This is a genomic window from Methylobacterium sp. (assembly GCF_028290105.1).
Lineage (GTDB): Bacteria > Pseudomonadota > Alphaproteobacteria > Rhizobiales > Beijerinckiaceae > Methylobacterium.
Genome location: NZ_JAQGKL010000208.1, coordinates 1 through 21,420 on the forward strand (window position 1 = coordinate 1; position 21,420 = coordinate 21,420).

At 68.0% G+C, this 21,420-nt stretch carries 21 protein-coding genes and 1 tRNA gene; 11 read left to right on the forward strand and 11 right to left on the reverse strand.

Annotation, left to right across the window (positions count from 1 at the left end):
- Positions 1–946 precede the first annotated feature (946 nt).
- Positions 947–1,726, reverse strand: coding sequence for an alpha/beta hydrolase (locus JWQ05_RS14955; RefSeq protein ID WP_299659784.1), 780 nt, complete (start codon positions 1,724–1,726; stop codon positions 947–949).
- 647 nt (positions 1,727–2,373) lie between these two features.
- Here JWQ05_RS14955 and JWQ05_RS14960 point away from each other — a divergent pair.
- Positions 2,374–2,592, forward strand: coding sequence for a hypothetical protein (locus JWQ05_RS14960; RefSeq protein ID WP_299659787.1), 219 nt, complete (start codon positions 2,374–2,376; stop codon positions 2,590–2,592).
- Positions 2,593–2,948: 356 nt separating this feature from the next.
- Positions 2,949–5,024, forward strand: coding sequence for a carbohydrate porin (locus JWQ05_RS14965; protein ID WP_299659828.1), 2,076 nt, complete (start codon positions 2,949–2,951; stop codon positions 5,022–5,024).
- Positions 5,025–5,033: 9 nt separating this feature from the next.
- On the opposite strand, the gene JWQ05_RS14970 is transcribed toward JWQ05_RS14965, so the two are convergent.
- The 3 genes from JWQ05_RS14970 to JWQ05_RS14980 form a co-directional block, all read right to left on the reverse strand.
- Complete coding sequence (locus JWQ05_RS14970) at positions 5,034–5,318, reverse strand: hypothetical protein (protein ID WP_299659790.1); 285 nt, start codon at positions 5,316–5,318, stop codon at positions 5,034–5,036.
- Between the two features lie 88 nt (positions 5,319–5,406).
- Entirely contained in the window at positions 5,407–6,396 is a 990-nt protein-coding gene (locus tag JWQ05_RS14975) for a phosphoribosylaminoimidazolesuccinocarboxamide synthase (RefSeq protein WP_299659793.1), read from the reverse strand.
- Positions 6,397–6,587: 191 nt separating this feature from the next.
- Positions 6,588–7,235 (reverse strand): DUF4142 domain-containing protein, encoded by a 648-nt coding sequence (locus JWQ05_RS14980; protein WP_299659795.1) that lies wholly within the window; start codon positions 7,233–7,235, stop codon positions 6,588–6,590.
- A gap of 277 nt (positions 7,236–7,512) precedes the next feature.
- On the opposite strand from JWQ05_RS14980, the gene JWQ05_RS14985 reads away from it, so the two are divergent.
- Together JWQ05_RS14985 and JWQ05_RS14990 are read left to right on the forward strand one after the other, a co-directional pair.
- A complete protein-coding gene (locus JWQ05_RS14985; RefSeq protein ID WP_299659797.1) occupies positions 7,513–7,701 on the forward strand; it encodes a hypothetical protein in 189 nt (62 codons plus the stop codon).
- A gap of 259 nt (positions 7,702–7,960) precedes the next feature.
- On the forward strand, positions 7,961–8,167 hold the full coding sequence (locus JWQ05_RS14990; protein WP_299659799.1) for a hypothetical protein: 207 nt from the start codon (positions 7,961–7,963) through the stop codon (positions 8,165–8,167).
- 115 nt (positions 8,168–8,282) lie between these two features.
- Here JWQ05_RS14990 and JWQ05_RS14995 read toward each other — a convergent pair whose 3' ends face one another.
- Positions 8,283–8,504, reverse strand: coding sequence for a hypothetical protein (locus JWQ05_RS14995; RefSeq protein ID WP_299659801.1), 222 nt, complete (start codon positions 8,502–8,504; stop codon positions 8,283–8,285).
- 171 nt (positions 8,505–8,675) lie between these two features.
- On the opposite strand from JWQ05_RS14995, the gene JWQ05_RS15000 reads away from it, so the two are divergent.
- The gene (locus JWQ05_RS15000) at positions 8,676–9,242 is read left to right on the forward strand and encodes a hypothetical protein (RefSeq protein ID WP_299659804.1); all 567 of its coding nucleotides are present in this window, start codon (positions 8,676–8,678) and stop codon (positions 9,240–9,242) included.
- Between the two features lie 73 nt (positions 9,243–9,315).
- A complete protein-coding gene (locus JWQ05_RS15005) occupies positions 9,316–10,302 on the forward strand; it encodes an alpha/beta fold hydrolase (RefSeq protein WP_299659806.1) in 987 nt (328 codons plus the stop codon).
- A 260-nt stretch (positions 10,303–10,562) separates the two neighbouring features.
- Here JWQ05_RS15005 and JWQ05_RS15010 read toward each other — a convergent pair whose 3' ends face one another.
- A complete protein-coding gene (locus tag JWQ05_RS15010; protein ID WP_299659808.1) occupies positions 10,563–11,015 on the reverse strand; it encodes a BLUF domain-containing protein in 453 nt (150 codons plus the stop codon).
- A gap of 260 nt (positions 11,016–11,275) precedes the next feature.
- Positions 11,276–12,148 (reverse strand): NmrA/HSCARG family protein, encoded by an 873-nt coding sequence (locus JWQ05_RS15015; RefSeq protein ID WP_299659810.1) that lies wholly within the window; start codon positions 12,146–12,148, stop codon positions 11,276–11,278.
- Positions 12,149–12,252: 104 nt separating this feature from the next.
- Between JWQ05_RS15015 and JWQ05_RS15020 the strand changes: the two genes are divergently transcribed.
- Positions 12,253–13,146: a LysR family transcriptional regulator gene (locus JWQ05_RS15020; RefSeq protein ID WP_299659812.1), complete on the forward strand. Its 894-nt coding sequence runs from the start codon at positions 12,253–12,255 to the stop codon at positions 13,144–13,146.
- A gap of 79 nt (positions 13,147–13,225) precedes the next feature.
- On the opposite strand, the gene JWQ05_RS15025 is transcribed toward JWQ05_RS15020, so the two are convergent.
- From JWQ05_RS15025 to JWQ05_RS15040, 4 genes are all read right to left on the reverse strand, one after another.
- Entirely contained in the window at positions 13,226–13,357 is a 132-nt protein-coding gene (locus JWQ05_RS15025; protein WP_299659814.1) for a hypothetical protein, read from the reverse strand.
- Positions 13,358–13,652: 295 nt separating this feature from the next.
- Positions 13,653–13,727 (reverse strand) — tRNA-Gly (locus JWQ05_RS15030).
- Positions 13,728–13,984: 257 nt separating this feature from the next.
- Positions 13,985–15,343 carry an ATP-binding protein gene (locus JWQ05_RS15035; RefSeq protein WP_299659817.1) on the reverse strand — a complete coding sequence of 453 codons (1,359 nt, stop codon included), beginning with the start codon at positions 15,341–15,343 and terminating at the stop codon, positions 13,985–13,987.
- 4 nt (positions 15,344–15,347) lie between these two features.
- A complete protein-coding gene (locus JWQ05_RS15040; protein WP_299659820.1) occupies positions 15,348–16,025 on the reverse strand; it encodes a response regulator transcription factor in 678 nt (225 codons plus the stop codon).
- Between the two features lie 244 nt (positions 16,026–16,269).
- Here JWQ05_RS15040 and JWQ05_RS15045 point away from each other — a divergent pair, with 244 nt between their 5' ends.
- From JWQ05_RS15045 to JWQ05_RS15060, 4 genes are all read left to right on the forward strand, one after another.
- Positions 16,270–17,547 (forward strand): efflux RND transporter periplasmic adaptor subunit, encoded by a 1,278-nt coding sequence (locus JWQ05_RS15045; RefSeq protein WP_299659831.1) that lies wholly within the window; start codon positions 16,270–16,272, stop codon positions 17,545–17,547.
- Between the two features lie 7 nt (positions 17,548–17,554).
- Positions 17,555–20,692, forward strand: coding sequence for a CusA/CzcA family heavy metal efflux RND transporter (locus JWQ05_RS15050; RefSeq protein ID WP_299659823.1), 3,138 nt, complete (start codon positions 17,555–17,557; stop codon positions 20,690–20,692).
- A 115-nt stretch (positions 20,693–20,807) separates the two neighbouring features.
- Positions 20,808–21,023 carry a hypothetical protein gene (locus JWQ05_RS15055; protein WP_299659825.1) on the forward strand — a complete coding sequence of 72 codons (216 nt, stop codon included), beginning with the start codon at positions 20,808–20,810 and terminating at the stop codon, positions 21,021–21,023.
- A 288-nt stretch (positions 21,024–21,311) separates the two neighbouring features.
- Positions 21,312–21,420 (forward strand): FAD-dependent oxidoreductase (locus JWQ05_RS15060; RefSeq protein ID WP_299659834.1); only part of this gene is annotated, 109 nt, incomplete at its 3' end.

The window sequence follows — 21,420 nt, forward strand, 5'->3', positions numbered from 1 at the left end:
CACCGGGAGAGCGCCTGCGCCAACAAAAAACCCGCCACGGCGTGAGCCGGGCGGGGGATCAGGTCATCGAGCTTGGGTCGCCTGAACAACGGGCGGACACCATCGCGGTTCCATGGCGCCCGCGCCCGAATGCATGGTCCCCGATGCGGGGACACCGGACACACCGGACACACCTTACGCTGAGCGATCGGAACCGGGGGCCGGACGGTTTTGGCGGAGTGGCCGGCGCAGGGTCCGAACGCACGCGGCTTGGCCTTTCGAGCGGCAGCTGCCGGCCATCGGTAGTCCGTACGCGGGTCTGCATTCGTGCTGCTCAGTGAGACAGAGAGCACGACCGGGTTGGCCGGGTTTCATCAAGCGGCCGCACATCCACCTGCCGTATCCGGCACTCCAGCTTCCAGCGCAGAAGAATTTAAATAAACATATTGTATCAACTTAAGATAACCGGCGATCGGATATTTGATTTTCGAGAACAATCTCCAGGGCACGCGGGTTGTCCGGTATCCGAATGAATTGAGAGTGGGCATGAAAAATTTTCTGATCGCATCGGCGCTGATGGCCGCGGCACTGACCCTCGGCCCTGTGAACGCAGACGCACGCGACGGTGAGGGACTCAATCGAGGGGGAATCAACAGAGGCGGGAGTGAGGGCCGCCACGAAGGCGGCTATGGCCGCAATCGTGGGGGCGGTTACGGTCGCGGCTATGGACGCAGTCGTGACGGCGGTCTCGGCGGCATTGCCGGAGCCGCCCTCGGGGGTGGTCGTTATGGAGACCGTTCGGGTCGTGGATCCTATGGCCGGCGCGGCGGCTACGGTTACTGAGCCACCATCCACGAAGCATCGATGTCTGCGGTTTTCTGAAGTGACGGGGATCGCCGGCATTCCGATCAACGAAGAGGCTGATGACGTTCCACGGCGCAGGCTGGCAGGCCGGATAGGTTCGTCGTCAGGTCGTCGCGCGCTCGAAGGCGGCGATCATTTTCCCCCGGAACGCGCGGGCAATCGCGGCCTCCGGAAACATCGCATCGAAGCCGTGAAACGCGCCGTCGACCTCGACGATCTCGCATGGAACGCCAGCCGCTCTCAGACGACGTCCGTATTCGAGATCCTCGTCGTGGAAGAGGTCGAGGGTGCCGACGCCGATCCAGGCTGGCGGAAGCCCGGTGAGGTCCTTGCGGCGCGCCGGTACGGCATGCTCGGGCAGCGCGTCGCCGGTCGGGTGGCCGCCGAGGTAGCTCGACCAACCGAAGCGGTTTGACGCTGGCGTCCAGACCAATTGCCCTCGGATGCTCTCGTACCCGGACCGCCCCGTACGATCGTCGAGCATGGGATAGACGAGGATCTGAAGCACCGGTGCCGGGTCCCCGGCATCGTGGATGCGCTGGCAGAGCGAGGCGGTCAAACCGCCTCCGGCACTGTCGCCGCCGACGGTGATCCTCATCGGGTTGATCCCGACTGCTTCCGCTTTCGACAACAGCCAGCGATAGGCCGCATGGACATCCTCCAGCGCCGCCGGGAACGGGTGCTCAGGGGCGAGGCGGTAATCGACGCTCGCGACGAGGACGCCGAGGTCACGCGCGTAGCCCGCAGCCCTGGCGTGGTGTTCGGGTGCCGACCCCATGATCATTCCGCCACCATGAGAGTGGAGCAAAGCCGCGCCGCCCTTCCGACGCCGGTGCGGGTGATAGAGGTAGACCACCAGGGTCGAACCGTCCGACCTCGACAAGCCGATGCATTCGAGATCGACTCCCTCCGCCAGAGGATCATGAACCGGCGCGACGGCCCGGGTCGCCCACCGCGCGAGGGGAAGCAATCTTTGTCCGAGGGACGGACTGCGCAAGCGCCACCCGGGCGACCGAAGCTCCGGGTCGATCATGTCATACCCTCGTGTTCTGCGGGAGAGGACATAGCAACCAGCCAACATCACCAATCCAACAGGCAAAAGCGCCTTCAAAGCCGATTTGCGTTGGATCAAGGGGCTCTCCAGAACGAACGATGTTCAGCGTCGCTATCGAGTCGAGAACGCGTCTGATGTGGCGACGGTCCCATCGCCAGATCCATCCGGATCGTGGCCGGGAGACGGGAGGGACACGACCCGAGCCATCCGACGCGGAACCGGCACGCCTTCCACGATGCCGGTTTGCACCTGAGGCTTCGATGTGACCTCGGGGTCCACGATCGAGACGTGCTTGCGCCACCCAGGGTGACCGGATCGGATCGAAGGCGAGACGTCCGCTTCGGGCTGCGAAAGGCCGGGTGCCGCTTCCCGCAAATGCGGATCTTCGCACGGTCAAGCGGATTGAACTTTGACCTAAGAGATCCCGATCCGAGAAACCCACGTCTTGGACGGCAGACCCTCCCAGGAGAACGACGATGCCGGCAAGCGACGACCGCAGGCGCCTTTATCTGGACGAGCGCGAAGGCCTGATCCGCGCACTGGAGGCCCTCGAGGCCCGGCCGCATCCGGAGGGCCGGGTGTTCACGGACGGCGCCGCGCTCCGGGACACGGGCGCGAGCAGCATGGAGAGCCTGCGCCTGCGCATCCGTGAACTCACCGGCCTGATCGAACGGATCGAGAGCGGCGAGGCCTGACCGGCGGCGCGTTTCCGACCGAGTCTCGTGGCGAAGAAAATCAGCCCGCGCCGGCAGGCGCCGGGCGGGCTGAGGTGGTCCGAACCCTTGGGGTCGAGCCACCATATCCGCCGGAGAGTCCCGTCACATCCCCTGTTTGGGGGAATGTCACCCGCCCGCCACGCACTTCGCGGCGTGTGCCGGGTGCAGCCTTTGCGCAACAACCGGCCCGATCCTATCGCACCGGCGACAAACCGAATTGTCAGACTTATAGCATCGTCTATACCGGCCCTGGGATCGGGAGGGGCGGCATGAGACGACGGCATCGCAGCGGGCGCAACGCCTGCCCAGCCCACCACGCGGTCGCCCCGGTGCTCATGACGCTCGCTGGCCTCGGCGGCGCCTGGGGTGCGGACCTCGCTGCCCCGCGTGCCGCCGGCACAGCGCCGGGTTTCGTCGACTGGTCGGGCGCCTATCTCGGCATCCAGGGCAGCGGCGGCAATTCCTACGGCGCTTTCAACTTTCGCGACACCACCCTCGGCGCCCGCGCTCTGCCGGCCTTCAAGACGGGCGACGCCACGGGCCGGGCGGATTTGGGCCGCAACGCCACGACGGCGGTGGGGGGCCTGTTCGGCGGCTACAACTGGCAGACCGGCCCATGGCTCACCGGCATCGAGGCGGATGTCTCGGGCGCCAACCTCAAGCGGCCGCTCTCGTCGAGCGCGCAGGGCTTCGGCTACGAGGATCTCGATCCCGCCTTCGGCCTGATCCGCGTCAAGACCGACGTCTACGGCTCCCTGCGCGGCCGCTTCGGCTACGCCTTCGAGCGGGCGCTGGTCTATGCCAGCTTCGGCCTCTCCGGCGCCAATGCCCGCGTGCTGGCGACCTACCCGGATCTCGCCACGGGTGTTGCCACGACGGCACGGCGCGACCTGTCCTATCTCGGCTTCACCCTCGGAGCCGGCGTGCAGTTCGCGGTGAGCGAGCACATCGCGCTCGGGATCGACTATCGCTACATGGATCTCGGCTCCAGCGGACGCTTCGATCTCGGCACGGTGCCGGGAATCTCGGGCGGCCCGGTCTCGACCCAGGCCTCAGCCACCGCGCACCAGATGATGGCGCGCCTGTCCTGGCATCCGGGCGGCCTCGTGCTGCCGCCTGAGGCCGACGAGGTCGCGCCGCACGATCCCGGCGACGGATCCGGCGACCGGTTCTCGCTGCACGGGCAGACCACCTTCGTGGCGCAAGGCGTGCCGGGTTTTCGCGCGCCCTACACGGGCCCGGCGAGCCTGATCGGCCATCAGGTCCAGTCGACGACCACCGCCACCGCCTTCCTGGGGCTCAAGCTCTTCGAGGGCACGGAACTCTATTACAACCCGGAATTCAGCCAGGGCTTCGGCCTGAGCCGGACGCTCGGCGTTGCGGGCTTCGTCAACGGCGAGGCGCAGAAGGCCGGGGCGCCCTTCCCGAAGCTGCGCTCCAACCGCTATTTCGTGCGCCAGACCTTCGGGCTCGGCGGCGAGACCGAGGACGTGCCGGACGGCCCCAACCAGGTCGCGACCCGGCGCGACATCGAGCGCATCACCGTCGTGGCGGGCAAGTTCGCGCTCGGCGATTATTTCGACGGCAACGTCTACGCCCACGACCCCCGCGTGGACTTCATGAACTGGGGCATCTGGGCGTCCGGCGCCTACGACTTTCCGGCCAACCTGCCGGGCTTCACCCAAGGCGTGATGGTCGAATACAACCGCGCCGAATTCGCGATCCGGGCCGCCTACACGCAGGTGCCGAAGGAGCCGTCCAGCGACGTGCTCGACCCGCGCGTGTTCCGCCGCTCGGGCACCACCATCGAGTTCGAGGAGCGCCACGTGCTTCCCGTGCTGAACCAGCCCGGCAAATTGCGCATCGGCTTCTTCACCAATGTCGGCAACACCGCGGACTTTCGCGAGGTCGTGGGGCTTACGCAGGCGGGCGTGTTCGGCGACATCAACGACGCGGCGGCCGCCACCCGCGCGGCCCGGCGCAAGACCGGCTTCTACCTCAACCTCGAACAGGCGGTGACGCCCGATCTCGGCGTCTTCGCCCGGGTCAGCGCCAATGACGGGCGCACCGAGAGCCTGTCCTTCACCGATATCGACCAATCCGTTTCGGGCGGCGTCTCGCTGAAGGGCACCGCCTGGGGCCGCCCGGGCGACACCGTCGGCCTCGGCACCTCGCAGAACGGGATCTCGCCGAGCCACCGTGCCTTCTTCGCCAATGGCGGAATCGGCCTCCTCATCGGCGACGGGCGGCTGAACTACGCGCCGGAGCGGGCCATCGAGGCGTATTACGCGCTGGCCCTCAACAAGACGCTGACGGTATCCTTCAACTACCAGCACATCGAGAACCCGGCCTACAACAAGGATCGCGGGCCGGCCGACTTCTTCGGCACCCGCATCCACGCCGACTTCTGAAGGGGTGCGCTACCGCCCGGGCCGCTCGCAGCGATAGCCGCCGCGTCCCGTGGCCGAGGCGACCGGCAGGAAGCGCCCGCCCGAGGCCCGGCACTCGGCCGCGTGCGCGTCCATGGCCCACTTGTCCGCGAGCGCGAGGCTGAGGGGCACCACCGTCACCACCAGGAGCAGGGCCACCACCGCCCCGACCGCCCAGCCGACCCCGCGCGGCGGCTCCGGCGGAATGTAGCGTTCCGCCGGCAGGGGCGCGAGGAAGGCAAGGGCCGTGAGCCCGAGGAGTTGGGCCGCGATCATGGTCACCCCGTCTGTCAGGCCCGTGAGGGTAGCGGACCCGGCGCCTGGGGCGAGGCGACGATACGAAGCAGCGTTCGGCCCGAAGGCCCTATGCCGCCGGCCCGGTGCCGAGATAGGCCGCGATGTTGCGCCGGATGCGGTCGAGCGGGATCTCGGCCGGGTCGGGCAGCACGAAGCGCTCGCCCGTGATGGTCTCGTAGGCCCGGATGTAGACGCAAGCCGTCTCCAGCACGACCTCGGCCGGGATCTCCGGGATTGGATCGCGGTAGGGGTCGCAGCGGGCGACCACCCAGTTGCGCACGAAGTCCTTGTCGAAGCTCTCCGGTGCCGCGCCGGCGGCAAAACGCGCCGCGTAGGTCTCGGCGAACCAATAGCGGCTGCTGTCCGGGGTGTGGATCTCGTCGGCGAGCACGATGCGCCCCTCCGCATCGGTGCCGAACTCGTACTTGGTGTCGGCGAGGATCAGGCCCCGCGTGGCCGCGAGCTCCTGGCCGCGCGCGAACAGGGCCAGCGCGGCTCGCGAGACCGTGCGCCACTGCTCGGGCGTGAGGAGCCCCTGCCCCAGGATCTCGGCCTCGGTGAGCGGTTCGTCGTGTCCGCCGTCGAAGGCCTTGGTGGTGGGCGTGATGATGGCGTGTGCGAGACGCTGGTTCGCGCGCATCCCTTCGGGAAAGTCGTGGCCGTACATCGCCCGCTCGCCGGCCTTGTAGCGCGTCAGGATCGAGGTCGAGGTCGTGCCCGCCAGATAGCCCCGCACCACGATCTCCACGGGCAGGATGGCGAGGCGCCGCCCGACCACGACGTTCGGGTCGGGATAGGCCAGTACGTGGTTGGGGCAGAGGTCGGCGGTGCGCTCGAACCAGAACCGGGCGGTCTGGGTCAGCACCCGACCCTTGAAGGGGATGGCGGCCAGCGCGACGTCGAAGGCGCTGATCCGGTCCGAGGTGATGAGGATGCGCCGGTCGTCGGGCAAGTCGTAATTGTCCCGGACCTTGCCGCGATAGTGGTTCGGCAGTTCGGGCAGCGTCGCGTCGCGCAAGACCTGATGGGCGTGCGGGACGAGGTCGGCGATATCCATCCGGGACGCTCCATGCGGCGCGAGGCGGTGACAGTAGGGCTGCCCGCCTTGTGCGCGCAGGAACGCGCGAATTCCAGCCTCCCGCACGGGGTTTGCGGTGGCCAAACCGCCGGCGTGGCCGGCCTCACGACGAAACGGCCCCGCACCTCGCGGAGCCGTTCCGGGTTGCCTCCCTATCGCGGCCGGGGTCGTCAGCCCTCGCGGCCGCCCATCATCCCCTGCATCTGGGTGAGCTGCGAGATGTGCAGGCGCAGGAGCGGCAGTGCGCCGCGCGCGATGCGCCGCAACTCCGGGTCCTCGCCGGATTCGGCGTAGGAGCCGTGGATCGCGTAGGCCTCCTGGTGGCCCTGCAGCGAGGCCGCGACGAAGGTGGCGTCGTATTGTGGGCCGCCCGGCATCGCGGAGAGCTGCGACAGGAGCTGCGCCTTCTGCTCGTCCGTGGTCATGGCGCCGGGCTGGGTTCCACCGAGGACACCGCCGACGGCACCCACGGTGGCGCCCGCGACCGCCAGCGGCGCGGCGACCAGTCCACCGATCAGGCCGCCCGGCCCGGCGGCCGCGCCCCCCGCCATCGCACCCGCGTAAGGCGAGAGCTTGCGCGAGAGGTTGACCTGCTCGACCACCTCGGCCCGGGCGAACTTCTTCACCCGGGGGCTGCCGGTCTTCTCGAAGGCATCGCGTGCCGTGTTCTCGAGGAACAGGCCGCCCTTGGTCGCCATGTTGAGGTAGACGGGCGTCGGCAGCGCGCCGGCCGGGGTCGGCTGTGCGACGGCGGTTCGCGTCACGGCCAGCGCGGCCGTTGCGGTGAGCATACCGAGAACGAAATGACGACGATGCATGGAGGCACTCCAGGATCAAAGGGCCGCACCCGACCAGCAAAGCCGAGCCTGGAGCGTTGTCACCGTAACATCGCGCCAACAGGCCATGTTCCCAGAAGCCTCTCATCCGACTCGGAGACATCTTTTTTCGCATCACGTAGGGTACGAATACTGATCCGAACCGATTTCACCTATGTTATTCTAACGGCCAGAGAGCGTTTCGCGACATTTCGGGCGGGTGCAGGCTCACAAGGGCCCATCCCATTGCCGCGGGCCGATCGTCCGCCAGATAAGCGGGATGGCCAGCGATCACCCGCATGATTCTAGAGCATTCCCCGACGAACCCATCGGGCCGGTGCTCACCGAGGCGACCCGCCTGCGGCTCGGGCGGCAGCTGCAGGCCCTCTACGAGCCGATCATCGACGAGCCGCTCGACCCACGCCTGGCCGAATTGCTGCAGCAGCTGGACAGCGACCGCCGGCAGTAACCGATGAGGTCGTGGAGCGGGGGCTCTCCCGCTTCGCTGGGCCGCCGGCCTCGGGCGAACCGGTGGGAAGCGACGCGGACATCGGCATAAAAAAGCCGCCGCGGCCGAAGCCGGGCGGTTCGAAGTGCAGCCTCCAAGCTTCGGGAGGTGCTGGGTAGACGTGCGACCGTTGGCTCTTCATCCCGGATCACGGACCGGGAACGCGAACCTCTCGGCGCGCCATCCGTTGGTGCCCGTGCCGCGTGACGAGGAGTTCCCCATGAGCCAGACCGCCGATCCGGGCGCTTCGAAATCCAGAGGGGTCACGTTCCGGGGGCGTGGATTCGCCCGTCTGGCCGGCACCAAGCTGTCCCTGCTGATCTGCCCGCACTGCTCGCAGCGCAACGCCCCGAAGACGGTCGAGAAGGGTTATTGCAACTGGTGCAGCTACGAGCCGTCCCGAGAGGATATCGAGCCGGCGTTGTGAGCCTTCCGACCGCGAAGCGCGGTTTGGATCACGAACCTCCCGCGCTCCACAGGACCGGCACGGCGGCACCCGCAGCCGATGCTGCGAGGCCGTCCCAATGTGCTGGAGGGGTCCATCAACCCTGCGGCTGAGATCCACCCTGCTGCTTATCCTTCTTGTTGGCCTTGCTGTGCCCGACAGCGCATCCGGCGGCGGCCCCCATCTTCCCATGCCCGGCCATATGCCCGGCAACTCCGCCGACGAGGGCGCCCTTGATGCAGCCCTTGGCCTCGGCGGCGCCGGCGGAGGCGAAAAGGCCGAGGGTGAGGCTGGCGGCGAGGGCGAGGGTGGTCTTCATGGCGAGTTTCTCCGGTTGACGTGAGCGGCCAACCCGAAGCGGGCGCAGAGTGTTCCGGGCGCTCGTGCCATCCGCGACGATGAACGGAAGGGGCGGATCCGGGCGCGCAGGCCGACAGAACTTTTTCCCAGGTCGCCTGCTTCTCAAGGAGGGACAGGACCGGGAATCGCCATGCGCGTCGCCACGACAAGGCTGCTCCTCGCAGCCGCCGCTTTTCTGCCGGCGATCGCCAGCGCGGAAGGCGATCCGCCACCTGCCGGCAAACCCGCCAATCTCTGCCAGGAACTCGTCGCCTTCGTGCGCCAGCCCGAGGCCGCCACTAAGGCCGTCGAGACACCGCCGCAACTCGCGACCGCCGTGACGGCGAAGAAGAGTGACGACGCGTCCGCGAAGCCCTCCGCGCCCGGCACACCGCAGAACACGTCGGGGCAGAGCGGGCAGATCACGGCCTCGGGGCCGGGTGCGGCCGGACCGCAGGGCGATTCGCAGAACAAGGCAGCCTCGACCGGGTCGACGGCGACGGCGACGGCGACGGGGGCCGCGAAGGACGCGCCGGCGGCACTCAAGCCCACACCAGAGATCCTCCAGCAAATCGAAGGAGCCGCCGGAACCAACGATCTTCAGGGGTGCCGGGCCGCCGCTCAGAGCATGCGGCGGGCCGGGATCGTCATGCCGGGGCCGCTCCTGGCCCTGGCCGCGATGTCCCCGAAGCTCCTCGAAGCCGCCGCGCGCCCCTGACGGACGGGTTCGCCCCTCGCGCCGAATGCGACCTCGTGAATGGGGACGCCTCTGAATTGGATTGGACCACACCATGACCCGTCGCACGACCACGCCCTGGCTGGTTCCCGCCCTCCTCGGGACGGCCGCAGCCCTCGGGGCGTCCGCGCTCCATGCCGTCTCGAAGGCCCGCGAAGCCGAACGGCGGACGCCGCCGATCGGAGAGTTCATGACCGTGGACGGGGTCCGCCTGCACTATGTCCTGCGTGGGCATGGACAGCCCCTGGTTCTGATCCACGGCAACGGGACCATGATCCAGGACTTCCTCGTCAGCGGAATCGTGGACGAACTCGCCAAGCGCTACCGCGTCATCATCTTCGACCGGCCGGGCTACGGCTACAGCGACCGGCCCCGTGGGCTCTGGACACCGCGCGCCCACGCGACCCTGTTCGCCAAGGCTCTGGAGCGGCTCGGCGTGTCGCGCGCCGTCGTCCTTGGGCATTCCTGGGGCAGCTTGGTCGCGGTCGCGCTGGCGCTGCAGGCACCAAGCCTCGTGCGCAGCCTCGTCCTGGCGTCGGGCTACTACTACCCGACCCTGCGCGCCGACGTGATCCTCGCCTCGCCCCCCGCGATCCCTGTCCTGGGAGATGTGCTGCGCTACACGGTCTCGCCGCTGGTCGGACGGGTCCTGCTGCCCGCCATGATCAAGGGGATGTTCGCGCCGGCCCCGGTTCCGGAACGCTTCGACCGCGCGTTCCCGAAGGACATGATGCTGAGGCCCCTGCAGCTGCGTGCCTCGGCCGAGGACGCAGCCCTGATGACCCCGGTGACGGTGGACATGCAGGCGCATTACCGCGACCTGACGCTGCCGGTCGTGATCATCGCCGGGGCGGACGATCAGATCGTCGATGTCGGCCGGCAGTCGGAGCGCCTGCACCACGCGCTGCCTCGCAGTGAGTTCATCGTCGTTCCGGGAATGGGCCACATGATCCATCACCTGGCGCCCGATCGGGTCATCGCGGCCATCGACCATGCCTTCGAGAGGGGCCGCGACCCTGCCGCAAGTCCGGCACGGACCTGACGCCACCATTTCCGTGGTCACACCCCGTGGAATAGCGGCAATCCGGCCCCCGCGATGCAGAGGCCCGTTATGAACAGGCTGCCTCTCGAGGGCATCGCGTCGGCGGGGCGTGCCGAGGCGCACAGCCCTCGCCCTCGGCCGGGCCGCATGGTGACGACGGCCGCCATCGCCCCCTCGGCGGCCGAAACCAACGGCGCAGCGGCTCGCCCGCCCTGCGCCGTTGGACTTTCGGATGCGCGACGCATCCCGCCCGCGATCGATCAGCTCGCGAGGCGCTGGGCCTGGCGTTTCGTCTGGTCGAAGGCCTGAAGGTCGAGGGCCAGATTGATGATCTGGGCACTCTTCAGCCGGCCAGGCTCGATGGCGCTGCCGATGCCGTGCTGCAGGTAGACTTCCTCGACCTCCGGGGTCCGCATCGCGCCGCCCATGGTCCAGTTGGGGAAGGAGCGGCCCTGAACATTGCGCGCATCCATGATGGTCGCCGTCGAGTGACGCGGGTCACGCGCGATGCGGGTGTAAGTGGCGCTGACCTGCGCCTGCTCACCCTCCAGGACCTGGATGAACCAGGTCTTGTCGAAAATCAGGAATCCGGTGATGCCGTCGCGACTGTTGTTGCGCTGGGAGGCGGAGACGATCTCGCGCAAATTGGTGAGCATGGCCCGATCGTTGCCGGCCACGACGTTGCGGCTATAGTACACAAGCTGATGGATCATCGTGCGATTTCACTTTTGTTGAAAAGCATAGCGCGATCGGACCATCGTCTATCGCGGCAAGGCAAACCTATAACGCGGCTTCCTTCCGATTGTTTAAGCCGGAGAAATTTGTTTTGTGTCTTAAGTTAATGAAATTTCGAACTCTACCCTGGATCGTTACGTACGACCGGAGCGCGAATACGTTTTAACATTTGCGCAGGCGATCGGAGCCGGACATCGCGGCTGGACGCAGCGTAAACGTGCCGGTCCAGCGCAGGTCGTTAGGCGGACGCCGCGACCTGGGAAGCGAAGTCGCGGTACGAACGCAGCGGGCGGCCCAACATGGCGGTGAGGCGGTCGGCATCGCCGGCCTCGGACAGCATCCCCACGCTGAGGAAGCGCTCGCACATCAGGCGCATGTCGAAGGCCATCCAACCCGGCACGTGCTTCTGCCGGAGGTTCTGCTCGAAGGCGGCGGCGGCGTCGCCCCCATAGTTGATCGGGCGGCCTAGGACGTCGGACCAGATTGCGGCGACGGCCGAGCCCGTCAGCGTCTCGGGACCGACGACATTGATCCGCTCGAAGGGGAGCGGCGCCTCGGCCTGCTCGCGTCGGATGAGTTCCAGGGCCGCGATCTCGCCGAGGTCGGCGGCGTCGATCATCGCGAGCCCTATGGCCCCGATGGGCGTCGGGTAGACGCCGTAGTCGCGCACCACGTCCTTGATCATGTGGTCGTTGTTCATGAAGTAGGCCGGGCGCAGGACGGTGGCGTGGAAGCCCATCGCCTCGATCATCCGCTCGACCCCGAACTTGCCCGCGAAGTGCGGCACGTTCACGTAGAGGTCGCTGTGGATCACCGACAGGTAGACGATCCGCTCGATCCCGGCTTCGCGGGCGAGGTTGAGCGCGATCAGGGCCTGGGTGACCTCGTCGGGTACGACCGCGTTCAGCAGGAACAGGGTGGAGACGCCCGACAGGGCCTGACGCATGGCGTCCACGTCGAGCAGGTCACCCTGGACTGCGGTTACGCCCGTCGGCAACTTTGCCTTCGCGGTGTCACGAACCAGGGCGCGCACATCGGTGCCGCGCTTCACGAGGTGTTCGACGACATGGCCGCCGACGGTGCCGGTCGCGCCGATTACGAGAATGGTCATGGGGGTAACTCCAGGTTTGCCACTGAGGACATCCGTTAGATGCTCGATCCACTCGCGATCCGGGAGACGGGCTGTTAGGACAGACCGTCCCGCTGGTGGAACGCATGGACCTCCTCGCCCTCGCCGATTTCAATCTCGTGGCCCGGTATGGGGGCTTCGGCCGGGCCGCCCGAGCCGCTGGACGTCCGAAGGCGACCCTGTCCCGCCGGGTCGCGGAACTAGAGGCCAGCCTCGCCTCGCGCCTGTTCGAACGTGGGGCGCGCGTATTGAAGCTGACCGAGGAAGGCCGGGCCCTCCACGAGCGGACGAGGGTCCTGCTGACGGAGCTCGACGAGACGGCGGCGGCCATCGCTTCGGGCGGTGGCAGGCCACGGGGCCGGCTGCGCATCAGCGCGCCCGTGTTCTTCTCGCAGACCGCGATGGGAAAGCTCGCGGCGGAGTTCGCCCTGAAGCACCCCGAGGTCCGGCTTGAGGTCACCACGGAGGACCGTGCCGTCGACATGGTGGAAGAGGGCCACGACCTCGCGATCCGGGTCAATCCCGCCCCGGACGAGAGCCTCGTCGGACGCATCTTCCTGCGCGACCGGCTGGTCGTCGTCGCGGCTCCGAGCTTGGTCCGCCCGGAGGGCGACGCGGCCGCCCCGGCCGTCGTACGCGGGGCGATGGCGGACCCCATGACTTGGACCATGAGATCGCCGGCGGGCATGTCGAGCGTCACGGCCGAGCCCGTCCTCGGTCTTCCATCGCTGATGATGGTCCGCGACGCGGTCAAAGCCGGCGTGGGGGCCGGACGCCTTCCCATCTCGCTCGTCAGCCACGACCTGGCCGCCGGCAGGCTTGTCCTCTGGGGCGATCTCGACAGACCGGAGATAGCCCTCTGGACCCTTTATCCGTCCCGACGGCTGTTGAGCGCGCGCGTGTCCGCCTTCCTCGATCACCTCAAGGAAGCGTTTCCGATGGGAACACCCGAGGAATTGGCCGCGTATATCGCGGAATGAACAGCGGTCAATGGTGCGCGTCGTTTGGCCAGGCGGTGCCGCAACCTTCAGCGTCGAGGGATGGTCTAGTCCCCCTTTATCACGCCTTCGCGACGTTCGCCTTCACCCGCGGCATCACCTCGGTGCCCTGCAGCGCGATCGAGCGCTCCATCGCGTCCGGCTCCTGCATCGGCGAGCTCATCTGGAACTCGATGGAGGTTGCGTCGGTCATGGCGGAGCCCTGAAGCACATACGGGCGATGTCCGCCTTTTGCCGATTTCGTGCAAGGGCCGATAGCGCCACCGCGGAATGCTGTTCGACCCTGTGACACGCCCGAGGCCGTCCGAATACCGTCCGAGTGAACGCGAGACGATGCCTACGCGGCCGGTCTGTGCAGGACGGAATAGCGGCAGTCGTACATTCAATCAGTCGCTTAGAATGCAGCTGCACTACGCCGACGATGGTATTCCAGTGGTATCCAAACCTAACTAGATACCACCAACCTCGGCTAAGTGCCTGAAGTTGAATGGAGCGGGCGATCGGGATCGAACCGACGACATTCAGCTTGGGAAGCTGACGTTCTACCACTGAACTACGCCCGCATCAGATTGCTTCTTGAACGGCTTCAGCGGCCCGTGTCAACGCCCTTTCTGGCCGATTGGGATTGCCGTAGCTGGCGGGCAGCAAAGCGGGACAGCTCCCCTCGCCTTCGAATGGCTAACGGATCCGCCTGCTGCTTTGGCGTGCCGGAATCAGTTGCCGTGCGGCATTGTCATCCGAAACACGTTGATCGTGATGCTCGCCGTCCTCCACCCGCTAGCGCCATGAGCGGAAGACGCAGGACCGCTCCATGCCAATCCTAGAAACGGCCGCTCGTGGTCGGGCATCCAAGCTCGAAACGACATCCCCCGCCGGGACCGTCGCTGACGGTCAGCGAGAACGCATGCAGCTTGGCGATGGCGGCGACGAGCCCGAGCCCGAGCCCGTTGCCCTGGGTCTGACGGGCCCGCTCCGTGCGATAGAACCGCTTGAACACCTGTGCGCGTTCGCCGGCGGCGATTCCCGGCCCCGTATCCTCGATATACATAACGGTCTCGCCGTCACGCCGGACGAGACCGACCCGAACCTTGCCGCGGGGTGGCGTGAACTTCACCGCATTGTCCAGAAGGTTCGCGATCGCCTCGAAGATCAGGCTGCGGTCGCCCTCGATGGCGGGGGCGGTGCCGTCGAGGTCGATGCTGAGGGCGATTCCCTTCTCCTCGGCAAGCGGCTCGAACAGGTCCACCGCCTCGCTCACCACGAGGCCGAGGTCGACCGAACCGAAGGCGGCACAGCGCCGTCCATGCTCGATCTCGCCGATGCGCAGCACCGCCGTCACCATCTCCAGGGTCTGGTCGATCCAGACCAGTCCCTGGTCCACCGCGTCGCGCAGTTCCTCGATGTCGCGGGCCTGCTCGCGGCCGCGCTCCAGCCGGAGCCGCAGGCGCGTGAGCGGGGTTCGGAGGTCGTGGGCGACGGCGTCACCCACACCCCGCACCTCCTCCATCAGGCGCTCGATCTCGTCGAGCATCCCGTTCACGTCCTGGGCCAGCCGGTCGAACTCGTCACCGGCCTCGCCCACCGGCAGGCGCTGGCGCAGATCCCCGCGCATCACCCGCGCGACGGCCGCCTCCGTGGAGGCCAGGCGGCGCCGGGCTCGCCCGGCGAGCAGCATGCCACCGAGGAGGGAGAAGGCCAGGGTCGGCACGAGGGCGAGGCCGAGGGCACGGACGACGGTGGCCTTGGCGCGGTCGATCTCGTCGGTGTCGTGGGCCACCACCACGACTTTGCCATCGCTCAGGGACGCGGCCGCCGACCAGAGATCCTCCTGCAGGCGCCGTCCCGCGATGGCGACCTGCATGCCGATCCGCCGAACCTCGCCATCCGGGGGCAAATCCAGGGGCCGCCCATCGAGGTTGCCCGCGAGCTTGGCCCCATCGGGTCCGAACAGGCCGGCGAAGTGAACGCTGTGCAGGTCCTCGCTGATCCAGGTCTCGATGCGGTTCGCCGCCTTTTCCGGGTCGCGGGCCGCGTACCGCACCTCGTGGCGCAGCACCTGGTCGAGTTCGTCCTGCATGAACGCGGCGGTCTGCCAGTAGACGAAGGCAAACAGGGTCAGCGACAGAAGGGTCGACCACAGCGCGATGCCGAGTGCCCAGCGGAACGCGAAGGAGCGCACGAGCCTAGACATCGGGCGTCAAGGTAAAACCCTCTCCCCGGACGTTGTGGATCAGGACCGGCTCGCCCTCGGCCTCGAGTTTCCGGCGAAGACGTCCGACATGGACGTCGATGAGATTGGATTTTGGCGCGAACCGGTAGTTCCAGACTTCCTCGAACATCATCGCACGGGTCACCACCTGGCCCGGCCGGCGCATGAGATACGCGAGGAGCTTCAACTCGCGCGGCAGCAAATCGAGGGCGCGCAAGCCCCGGCGCACGCTCCCGGCGATGAGGTCGAGTTCCAGGCTGCCGACCCGCAGCACCGTCTCGCGGGTGTCCGTGGGCCGCCGCAGCAGGGCCTCGATCCGGGCCGCGAGCTCTGCGAGGACGAAGGGCTTGCCGAGGTAGTCGTCCCCACCGGCGCGCAGGCCGCGGATACGCTCATCGACGTCGCTGAGCGCGCTCAGGACCAGCGCCGGCGTCCGGTCTCCCGCGGCCCGCAGGTCCCTCAGCAGGGTGAGCCCGTCCAGCCCGGGCAGCATCCGGTCGAGGACGATCGCATTCCAGTCCGCCGAACGGGCGGCGGCCGCACCGGCCGGGCCCGTGGCGGCCCAATCGACCGCGTGTCCGCGCCCGCGAAGATCGCCCAGAACCTCCGCGGCCGTGGCGGCATCGTCCTCGATCAGAAGCAGCTTCGCCAATGGGTCATCTCCCGGGCTCCCGCCCCTGTCCCGATGGATGATGTGGTTCCGACCCGGTTCGAGACCACGCGTGTGAACGCGAATTTAATGGCACGCATCGCCGTCCGTCCTATGTCTTAGAACAACTCTAATCTGATCGACGGACGGTGGCGTGCTTCAGGAGGCGGAGACAGACGTGGCTGCGGACGGGGAGGCGCGGAGTGCAAACCGCGATACGCTTCGCGAACAGCCCAAATCCTCGACACTGAGCCCGCCGCCCACGGGAGCCCGACGTCGCTGGACGTCGGTCCGGATCGTCGGGCTCATCGCCCTCGGGCTGGCCGGGTGGTGGTATCGCGAGGCCGCGCGGCCCATCCTCGAACCCGTGCTGAGCCTCGTCGGGCTCGCCTCAGCCGAACCCGAGCCCCCCCAGGCCTCCGGCGAGACCGCTTCCGGGCAGCCGGCGGAGGAGAATGTGGTCAGGCTCGACGCCCAGGGCCAGGCGCGCCTCGGACTGGCGTTCGGACAGGCGGAAAATCGACGGATCGTGTTGCCCGTGCGCACGCCCGGCATGGTCGCCTTCGACGAGCGCCGGGTCACCCGCCTCAAGCCCCGCACCTCGGGCCGGGTTCTCAGCCTGTCCGTGCAGCCGGGCGACCGGGTGAGCGCCGGCCAGACCCTGGCCACGCTCGACGCAGCCGGGGTCCTCGACGCCCGCAACGGCCTTGCCGCCGCCCAGGCCAGCCTCGGGGAGGCGCAGGCCACGGAGAACGTCGCCGAGACCAACCTGAAGCGCGGCAGCGACCTCGTGAAGATGGGTGGGATCGCCCAGGCCGAGGTCGACCGGCGGCAGGTCGATCTCGCCAAGGCCCACGCGGCCACCCTGTCGGCCAAGTCGCAGGTCGATCTCTACCGCGCCCAGTACGAGCGCCTCGCCCCGGCCGCAGGCGAAGCCCCCGGCACCAGCGCCATCGTCTCGCCGATCGACGGCGTGGTGACGACGGCCGGCATCACGCTCGGCGAAGTGGTCGATACCAACCGCGACGCGTTCACGGTCGCCGACCCCTCGCAGATCCAGGTCCTGGCCAACCTCTACGGGCACGACATCGCCACCGTGAAGCCGGGCGACCGGGCGACGGTCGAGGCGCCGATCGAAGCCCATCCCCGCTTCGAGGGACGTGTGCGTTCGGTCAACGCCGCCATCGACCCGATGACGAACACCGCCCCCGCCCGGATCGAGATCGGCAATCCGGACGGGAGCTTGCGCGCCAATATGTTCGTCTCCGTGGAGATCGCCGCCGATCTCGGGCGCGAGGGCGTCACCGTACCGGCCGGCGCGATCCAGCAGACCGAGGGCGGCCCCATCGCCTTCGTGCGCACCGGCGACGACCGCTTCGAGAAGCGGGACCTCGACCTCGGGGTCCAACGCGCCGACTGGGTCGAGGTGAAATCCGGACTACAGGTCGGCGACACGGTGGCGACCCAAGGCAGCTTCGGCCTCAAGGCCATCCTGATGCGCGCATTGCTCGGTTCGACGGATTGAGGCCGCGATGAACGCTTGGTTCTCCCTTCTCATCCGCCGCCGCTGGCTCGTCCTCGTGCTGGCGCTCGCCGGCGCGGTCGGCGGCATCGTCAATCTCGAAGGCCTATCCATCGACGCCGTTCCGGATGTCTCCCCGAAGCAGGTGATGGTCCTGACCCTGTCGCCGGGCCTCGGGCCGCTCGAGGTCGAGCGTCTCGTCAGCTTCCCCGTCGAGAACGCCATGGCGGGGGCGCCGGGCCTGACCGGCATCCGCTCCACCTCGCGCTACGGCGTCTCGGCGGTCTACGTCACCTTCGACGATTCCATGTCGATCAGCGAAGCGCGGGCGCAGGTGTTCCAGCGCCTGCCGCTGGCGAAGTCCATGATGCCGGGCGTGGTCGGCGATCCGCAGATGGGGCCGATGGCGACGGGCCTCGGCGAAATCTACCAGTTCGAGGTGCGCGGACCGGCGTATTCGCCGATGGCGCTCAAGCGCATCCTGCAATGGACCATCGCGCCGAAGCTCAAGCTGACGCCCGGCATCACCGACGTGAACGTCTACGGCGGCCAGATGCCGACCTACGAGGTCCGCATCTCCGCCGAGAGCCTGCATCGCTACGGCGTGACGATGGCGCAGGTCTACACGGCTCTGTCCGAGAACAACGCCGCGCGCGGGGGCGCCTACATCGAGCACAACGACCAGCAGGAGGTCATCCGCGGCCTCGGCCTCGCCAAGGACACGAAGGATCTGGCCAACGTCGTCGTGACGACGGGCCCCGGCGGCGTGCCCGTGACGGTCGCGACCCTGGGCGAGGTCGTCGAAGCTCCGAAGGTCCGCCTCGGGGCGGTGACGCACGACGCCGCCGGTGAGACGGTGGTCGGCATCGCCATGATGCAGCAGGGCGAGAACGCCAGCGCCGTGGTCGAGGGCGTGAAGCGGACCATCGAGACCCTGCGCCCGCAACTGCCGCCGGGCGTGGAGATCGTGCCGTACTACGACCGCAGCACCCTGGTGGCGCGCACCATCCGCACGGTGGAGCACAACCTCATGGAGGGGGCGGTGCTCGTCATCGTGGTGCTTCTCCTGCTGCTGGGCAATCTCCGGGCCGGTCTCGTGGTGGCGGCCGCGATCCCCCTGTCGATGCTCATGGCGTTCGCGGGGATGCGATTGTTCGGACTCTCCGGCAACCTCATGAGCCTCGGCGCCATCGATTTCGGCCTCATCGTGGATGGTGCCGTGGTGATGATCGAGAACGTCCTGCGCGCCCGCGGCGAGCACCCGGAGCGCCCGGCCGAGGAGGTCATCCGTCAGGCCACCGTCGAGGTGGCGCGCCCCATCCTGTTCGCGGTCGCCATCATCATCATGGTCTACCTGCCCATCCTCGCCCTCGAAGGGGTTGCCGGCAAGATGTTCCGGCCGATGGCGCTCACCGTCATCCTGGCGCTGGCGGGCTCCCTCGTCCTCACCATGACCCTGATGCCGGCGCTCGCCGCCATCGTGCTGGCCGGACCCAGGATCGGCGAGCGCGAGACCCGCCTCGTCCATTGGGCGCGCAGCGCCTACACCCCCGTTCTCCGGCTCGCCGAGCGCCGCACCGGGATCACCGTACTCGTGACGATCGGGCTCTTCGCCGGAAGCTGCTGGCTGGCGACGCGGCTGGGGGGCGAGTTCCTGCCCAAGCTCTCCGAAGGCTCCATCGTCATCACGTCCGAGAAGCTGCCGGGCATCAACCTCGATGCCTCGCTCAAGGTCATGCACCGCATCGAGCAGACCCTGAAGAGCTTCCCCGAGGTCAAGCGGATCGTCTCGCTCACCGGCAGCGCCGAGATCCCCACCGACCCGATGGGGGTGGAATCCACCGACAGCTTCATCACGCTGGCCGACCCGTCGACCTGGACGACGGCGGACACCCAGGAAGGCCTCGTCGCCGCCTTCGACAAGCGCCTGCGCGAGATGGTGCCGGGGGTGTCCTACGCCTTCTCGCAGCCGATCCAGATGCGGATGGACGACCTGCTGGAGGGCGTGCGCGGCGACGTGGCCATCAGCCTGTACGGCGACGACCTCAAGGTGCTGAAGGACAAGGCCGACGCCATCGTGCGCGTGGTCTCGGGCATCTCCGGCGCGGCGGACGTCAAGGCCGAAGCACAGGCGGGCATGCCGGCGCTCTCCATCCAGGTCGACCGGGGGGCGGCCGCCCGCTACGGCGTCAACGTCAGCGACATTCTCGATGTGGTCGAGAGCATCGGCGGGCGCAATGCCGGGATGATCTATGGCGACGACAATTCCATCACCGACATCGTGGTCCGGCTGAAGGCCGTCGACCGCAGCGACATCGAGCGCATCCGTGACCTGCCCGTCGGCCGGACCGGCAAGGCGCTGGTGCCGCTCTCGCTGGTGGCCTCCGTCGAGGTCGCGACGGGCCCCGCGCAGATCAGCCGCGAAAAGCTCCAGCGCCGGATCTCGGTCCAGGCCAACGTGCGGGGGCGCGACGTCCAGAGCTTCGTGCGTGACGCCCAGGCCGCCGTTCAAGCCCAGGTGCCCCTGCCGCCGCGCTACTCCCTGCAATGGAGCGGGCAGTTCCAGAACCTGCAGGAGGCCACGAGCCGACTCTCGGTGGTGGTTCCGGCCGCGATGGCGGCGATCCTGGTGCTGCTCGTGGTGATGTTCGGCGACATCCGCCTCGCCGGGCTGATCTTCCTCAACGTGCCGGTGGCCGCGACCGGCGGCATCGTCGCCCTGTACCTGCGCGGGCTGCCCTTCTCGATCTCGGCCGCGATCGGCTTCATCGCGACCTTCGGCATCGCCATCCTCAACGGCGTCGTGCTGACGAGCTACATCCGCGACCTCGAACGGGTCGGCCTCGATGCCCGCGAGGCGGCGACGCGGGCGGCCGAGATGCGCCTGCGCCCGGTCCTGATGACGGCGCTGGTGGCGGCGCTGGGGTTCCTGCCGATGGCACTCTCGACGAGTGCCGGCGCCGAGGTGCAGCGCCCGCTCGCCACGGTGGTGATCGGCGGCCTCGTCACGGCGACACTGCTCACCCTGATCGTTCTGCCCGCCGTCTATCCGTACCTCGCCCATCTCCGGTTGCCGGGGCGCCGTCGGACCACCGGCCGGCCGGACCTGGGCGCGAGAGGCGAGCAGCGGGCGGGCGCCGATGGCTAGGACCCGGAGAGCTGTCCGGATTTGGGCGTTCGCGACCGCGCTCCTTCTCGCGTTCGGGGCTGGAGCCGCATCGTCCGCCGACTTCGCGTGCGGCGGTTTCCTGAGGATGCACGGCATGCTCCGAAGAGCGACGGCGGCCTGTGGCTTTACCGCCTACAACCCGGCCATCGTCGAACGAGCGCATGCCTGCTTCGATGCTCTCGGAAGCCGTCTCGGCGCCGAGGAGATGTACGCGGGCGCGGCTGAGTTCGAACGGTGGCAATCCGTCCGCCGACGGGACGCGCTCTGCGCGATCCTGGCCGGCAAGTTCCCGATGGTCGTCCGGCCCTGATGGAAGCATGAAGCGATGCTCCGCTACATGGGCACTGTGCCAATCAGAATTTCCCGGAAACGGTCCTCGGGATGGGCTCTTGCCGTTTCGACCGCACTTTCCGACCGCTCGACAAGGAATGTGAGCCGCTGCGCCCGCCTGGTTCCTGCCACAAGGCTCGAAAGGCCAATCGGCGCATCGGCATGCAACCTGCAGTGATCCTTCGGAACGCGCATGAACAGTCCCGCGACTGTGCCAGTCTGGTACGGGTAAGGCGAACGCTTCGGGCTTCGTCGAAATGGAGCAGAGATGACGTCCGATCGGTACGATGCGATCATTATCGGCGCCGGGCTCGCCGGCGCGAGTACCGCGTACAGCCTAGCGAACGCGGGCCACCGTGTCGCGATCCTGGATCTTC

Bases quoted from the DNA above. Each gene is read 5' to 3' on its own strand.
- JWQ05_RS14965 (WP_299659828.1), top strand. From the start codon at position 2,949: ATGACGCTCGCTGGCCTCGGCGGCGCCTGGGGTGCGGACCTCGCTGCC.
- JWQ05_RS15015 (WP_299659810.1), bottom strand. From the start codon at position 12,148: ATGACCATTCTCGTAATCGGCGCGACCGGCACCGTCGGCGGCCATGTC.
- JWQ05_RS15000 (WP_299659804.1), top strand. From the start codon at position 8,676: ATGCGCGTCGCCACGACAAGGCTGCTCCTCGCAGCCGCCGCTTTTCTG.
- JWQ05_RS15050 (WP_299659823.1), top strand. From the start codon at position 17,555: ATGAACGCTTGGTTCTCCCTTCTCATCCGCCGCCGCTGGCTCGTCCTC.
- JWQ05_RS14980 (WP_299659795.1), bottom strand. From the start codon at position 7,235: ATGCATCGTCGTCATTTCGTTCTCGGTATGCTCACCGCAACGGCCGCG.
- JWQ05_RS14985 (WP_299659797.1), top strand. From the start codon at position 7,513: ATGGCCAGCGATCACCCGCATGATTCTAGAGCATTCCCCGACGAACCC.
- JWQ05_RS14995 (WP_299659801.1), bottom strand. From the start codon at position 8,504: ATGAAGACCACCCTCGCCCTCGCCGCCAGCCTCACCCTCGGCCTTTTC.
- JWQ05_RS14975 (WP_299659793.1), bottom strand. From the start codon at position 6,396: ATGGATATCGCCGACCTCGTCCCGCACGCCCATCAGGTCTTGCGCGAC.
- JWQ05_RS15025 (WP_299659814.1), bottom strand. From the start codon at position 13,357: ATGACCGACGCAACCTCCATCGAGTTCCAGATGAGCTCGCCGATGCAG.
- JWQ05_RS15020 (WP_299659812.1), top strand. From the start codon at position 12,253: ATGGACCTCCTCGCCCTCGCCGATTTCAATCTCGTGGCCCGGTATGGG.
- JWQ05_RS15010 (WP_299659808.1), bottom strand. From the start codon at position 11,015: ATGATCCATCAGCTTGTGTACTATAGCCGCAACGTCGTGGCCGGCAAC.
- JWQ05_RS15055 (WP_299659825.1), top strand. From the start codon at position 20,808: ATGCTCCGAAGAGCGACGGCGGCCTGTGGCTTTACCGCCTACAACCCG.
- JWQ05_RS15005 (WP_299659806.1), top strand. From the start codon at position 9,316: ATGACCCGTCGCACGACCACGCCCTGGCTGGTTCCCGCCCTCCTCGGG.
- JWQ05_RS14960 (WP_299659787.1), top strand. From the start codon at position 2,374: ATGCCGGCAAGCGACGACCGCAGGCGCCTTTATCTGGACGAGCGCGAA.
- JWQ05_RS14970 (WP_299659790.1), bottom strand. From the start codon at position 5,318: ATGATCGCGGCCCAACTCCTCGGGCTCACGGCCCTTGCCTTCCTCGCG.
- JWQ05_RS14990 (WP_299659799.1), top strand. From the start codon at position 7,961: ATGAGCCAGACCGCCGATCCGGGCGCTTCGAAATCCAGAGGGGTCACG.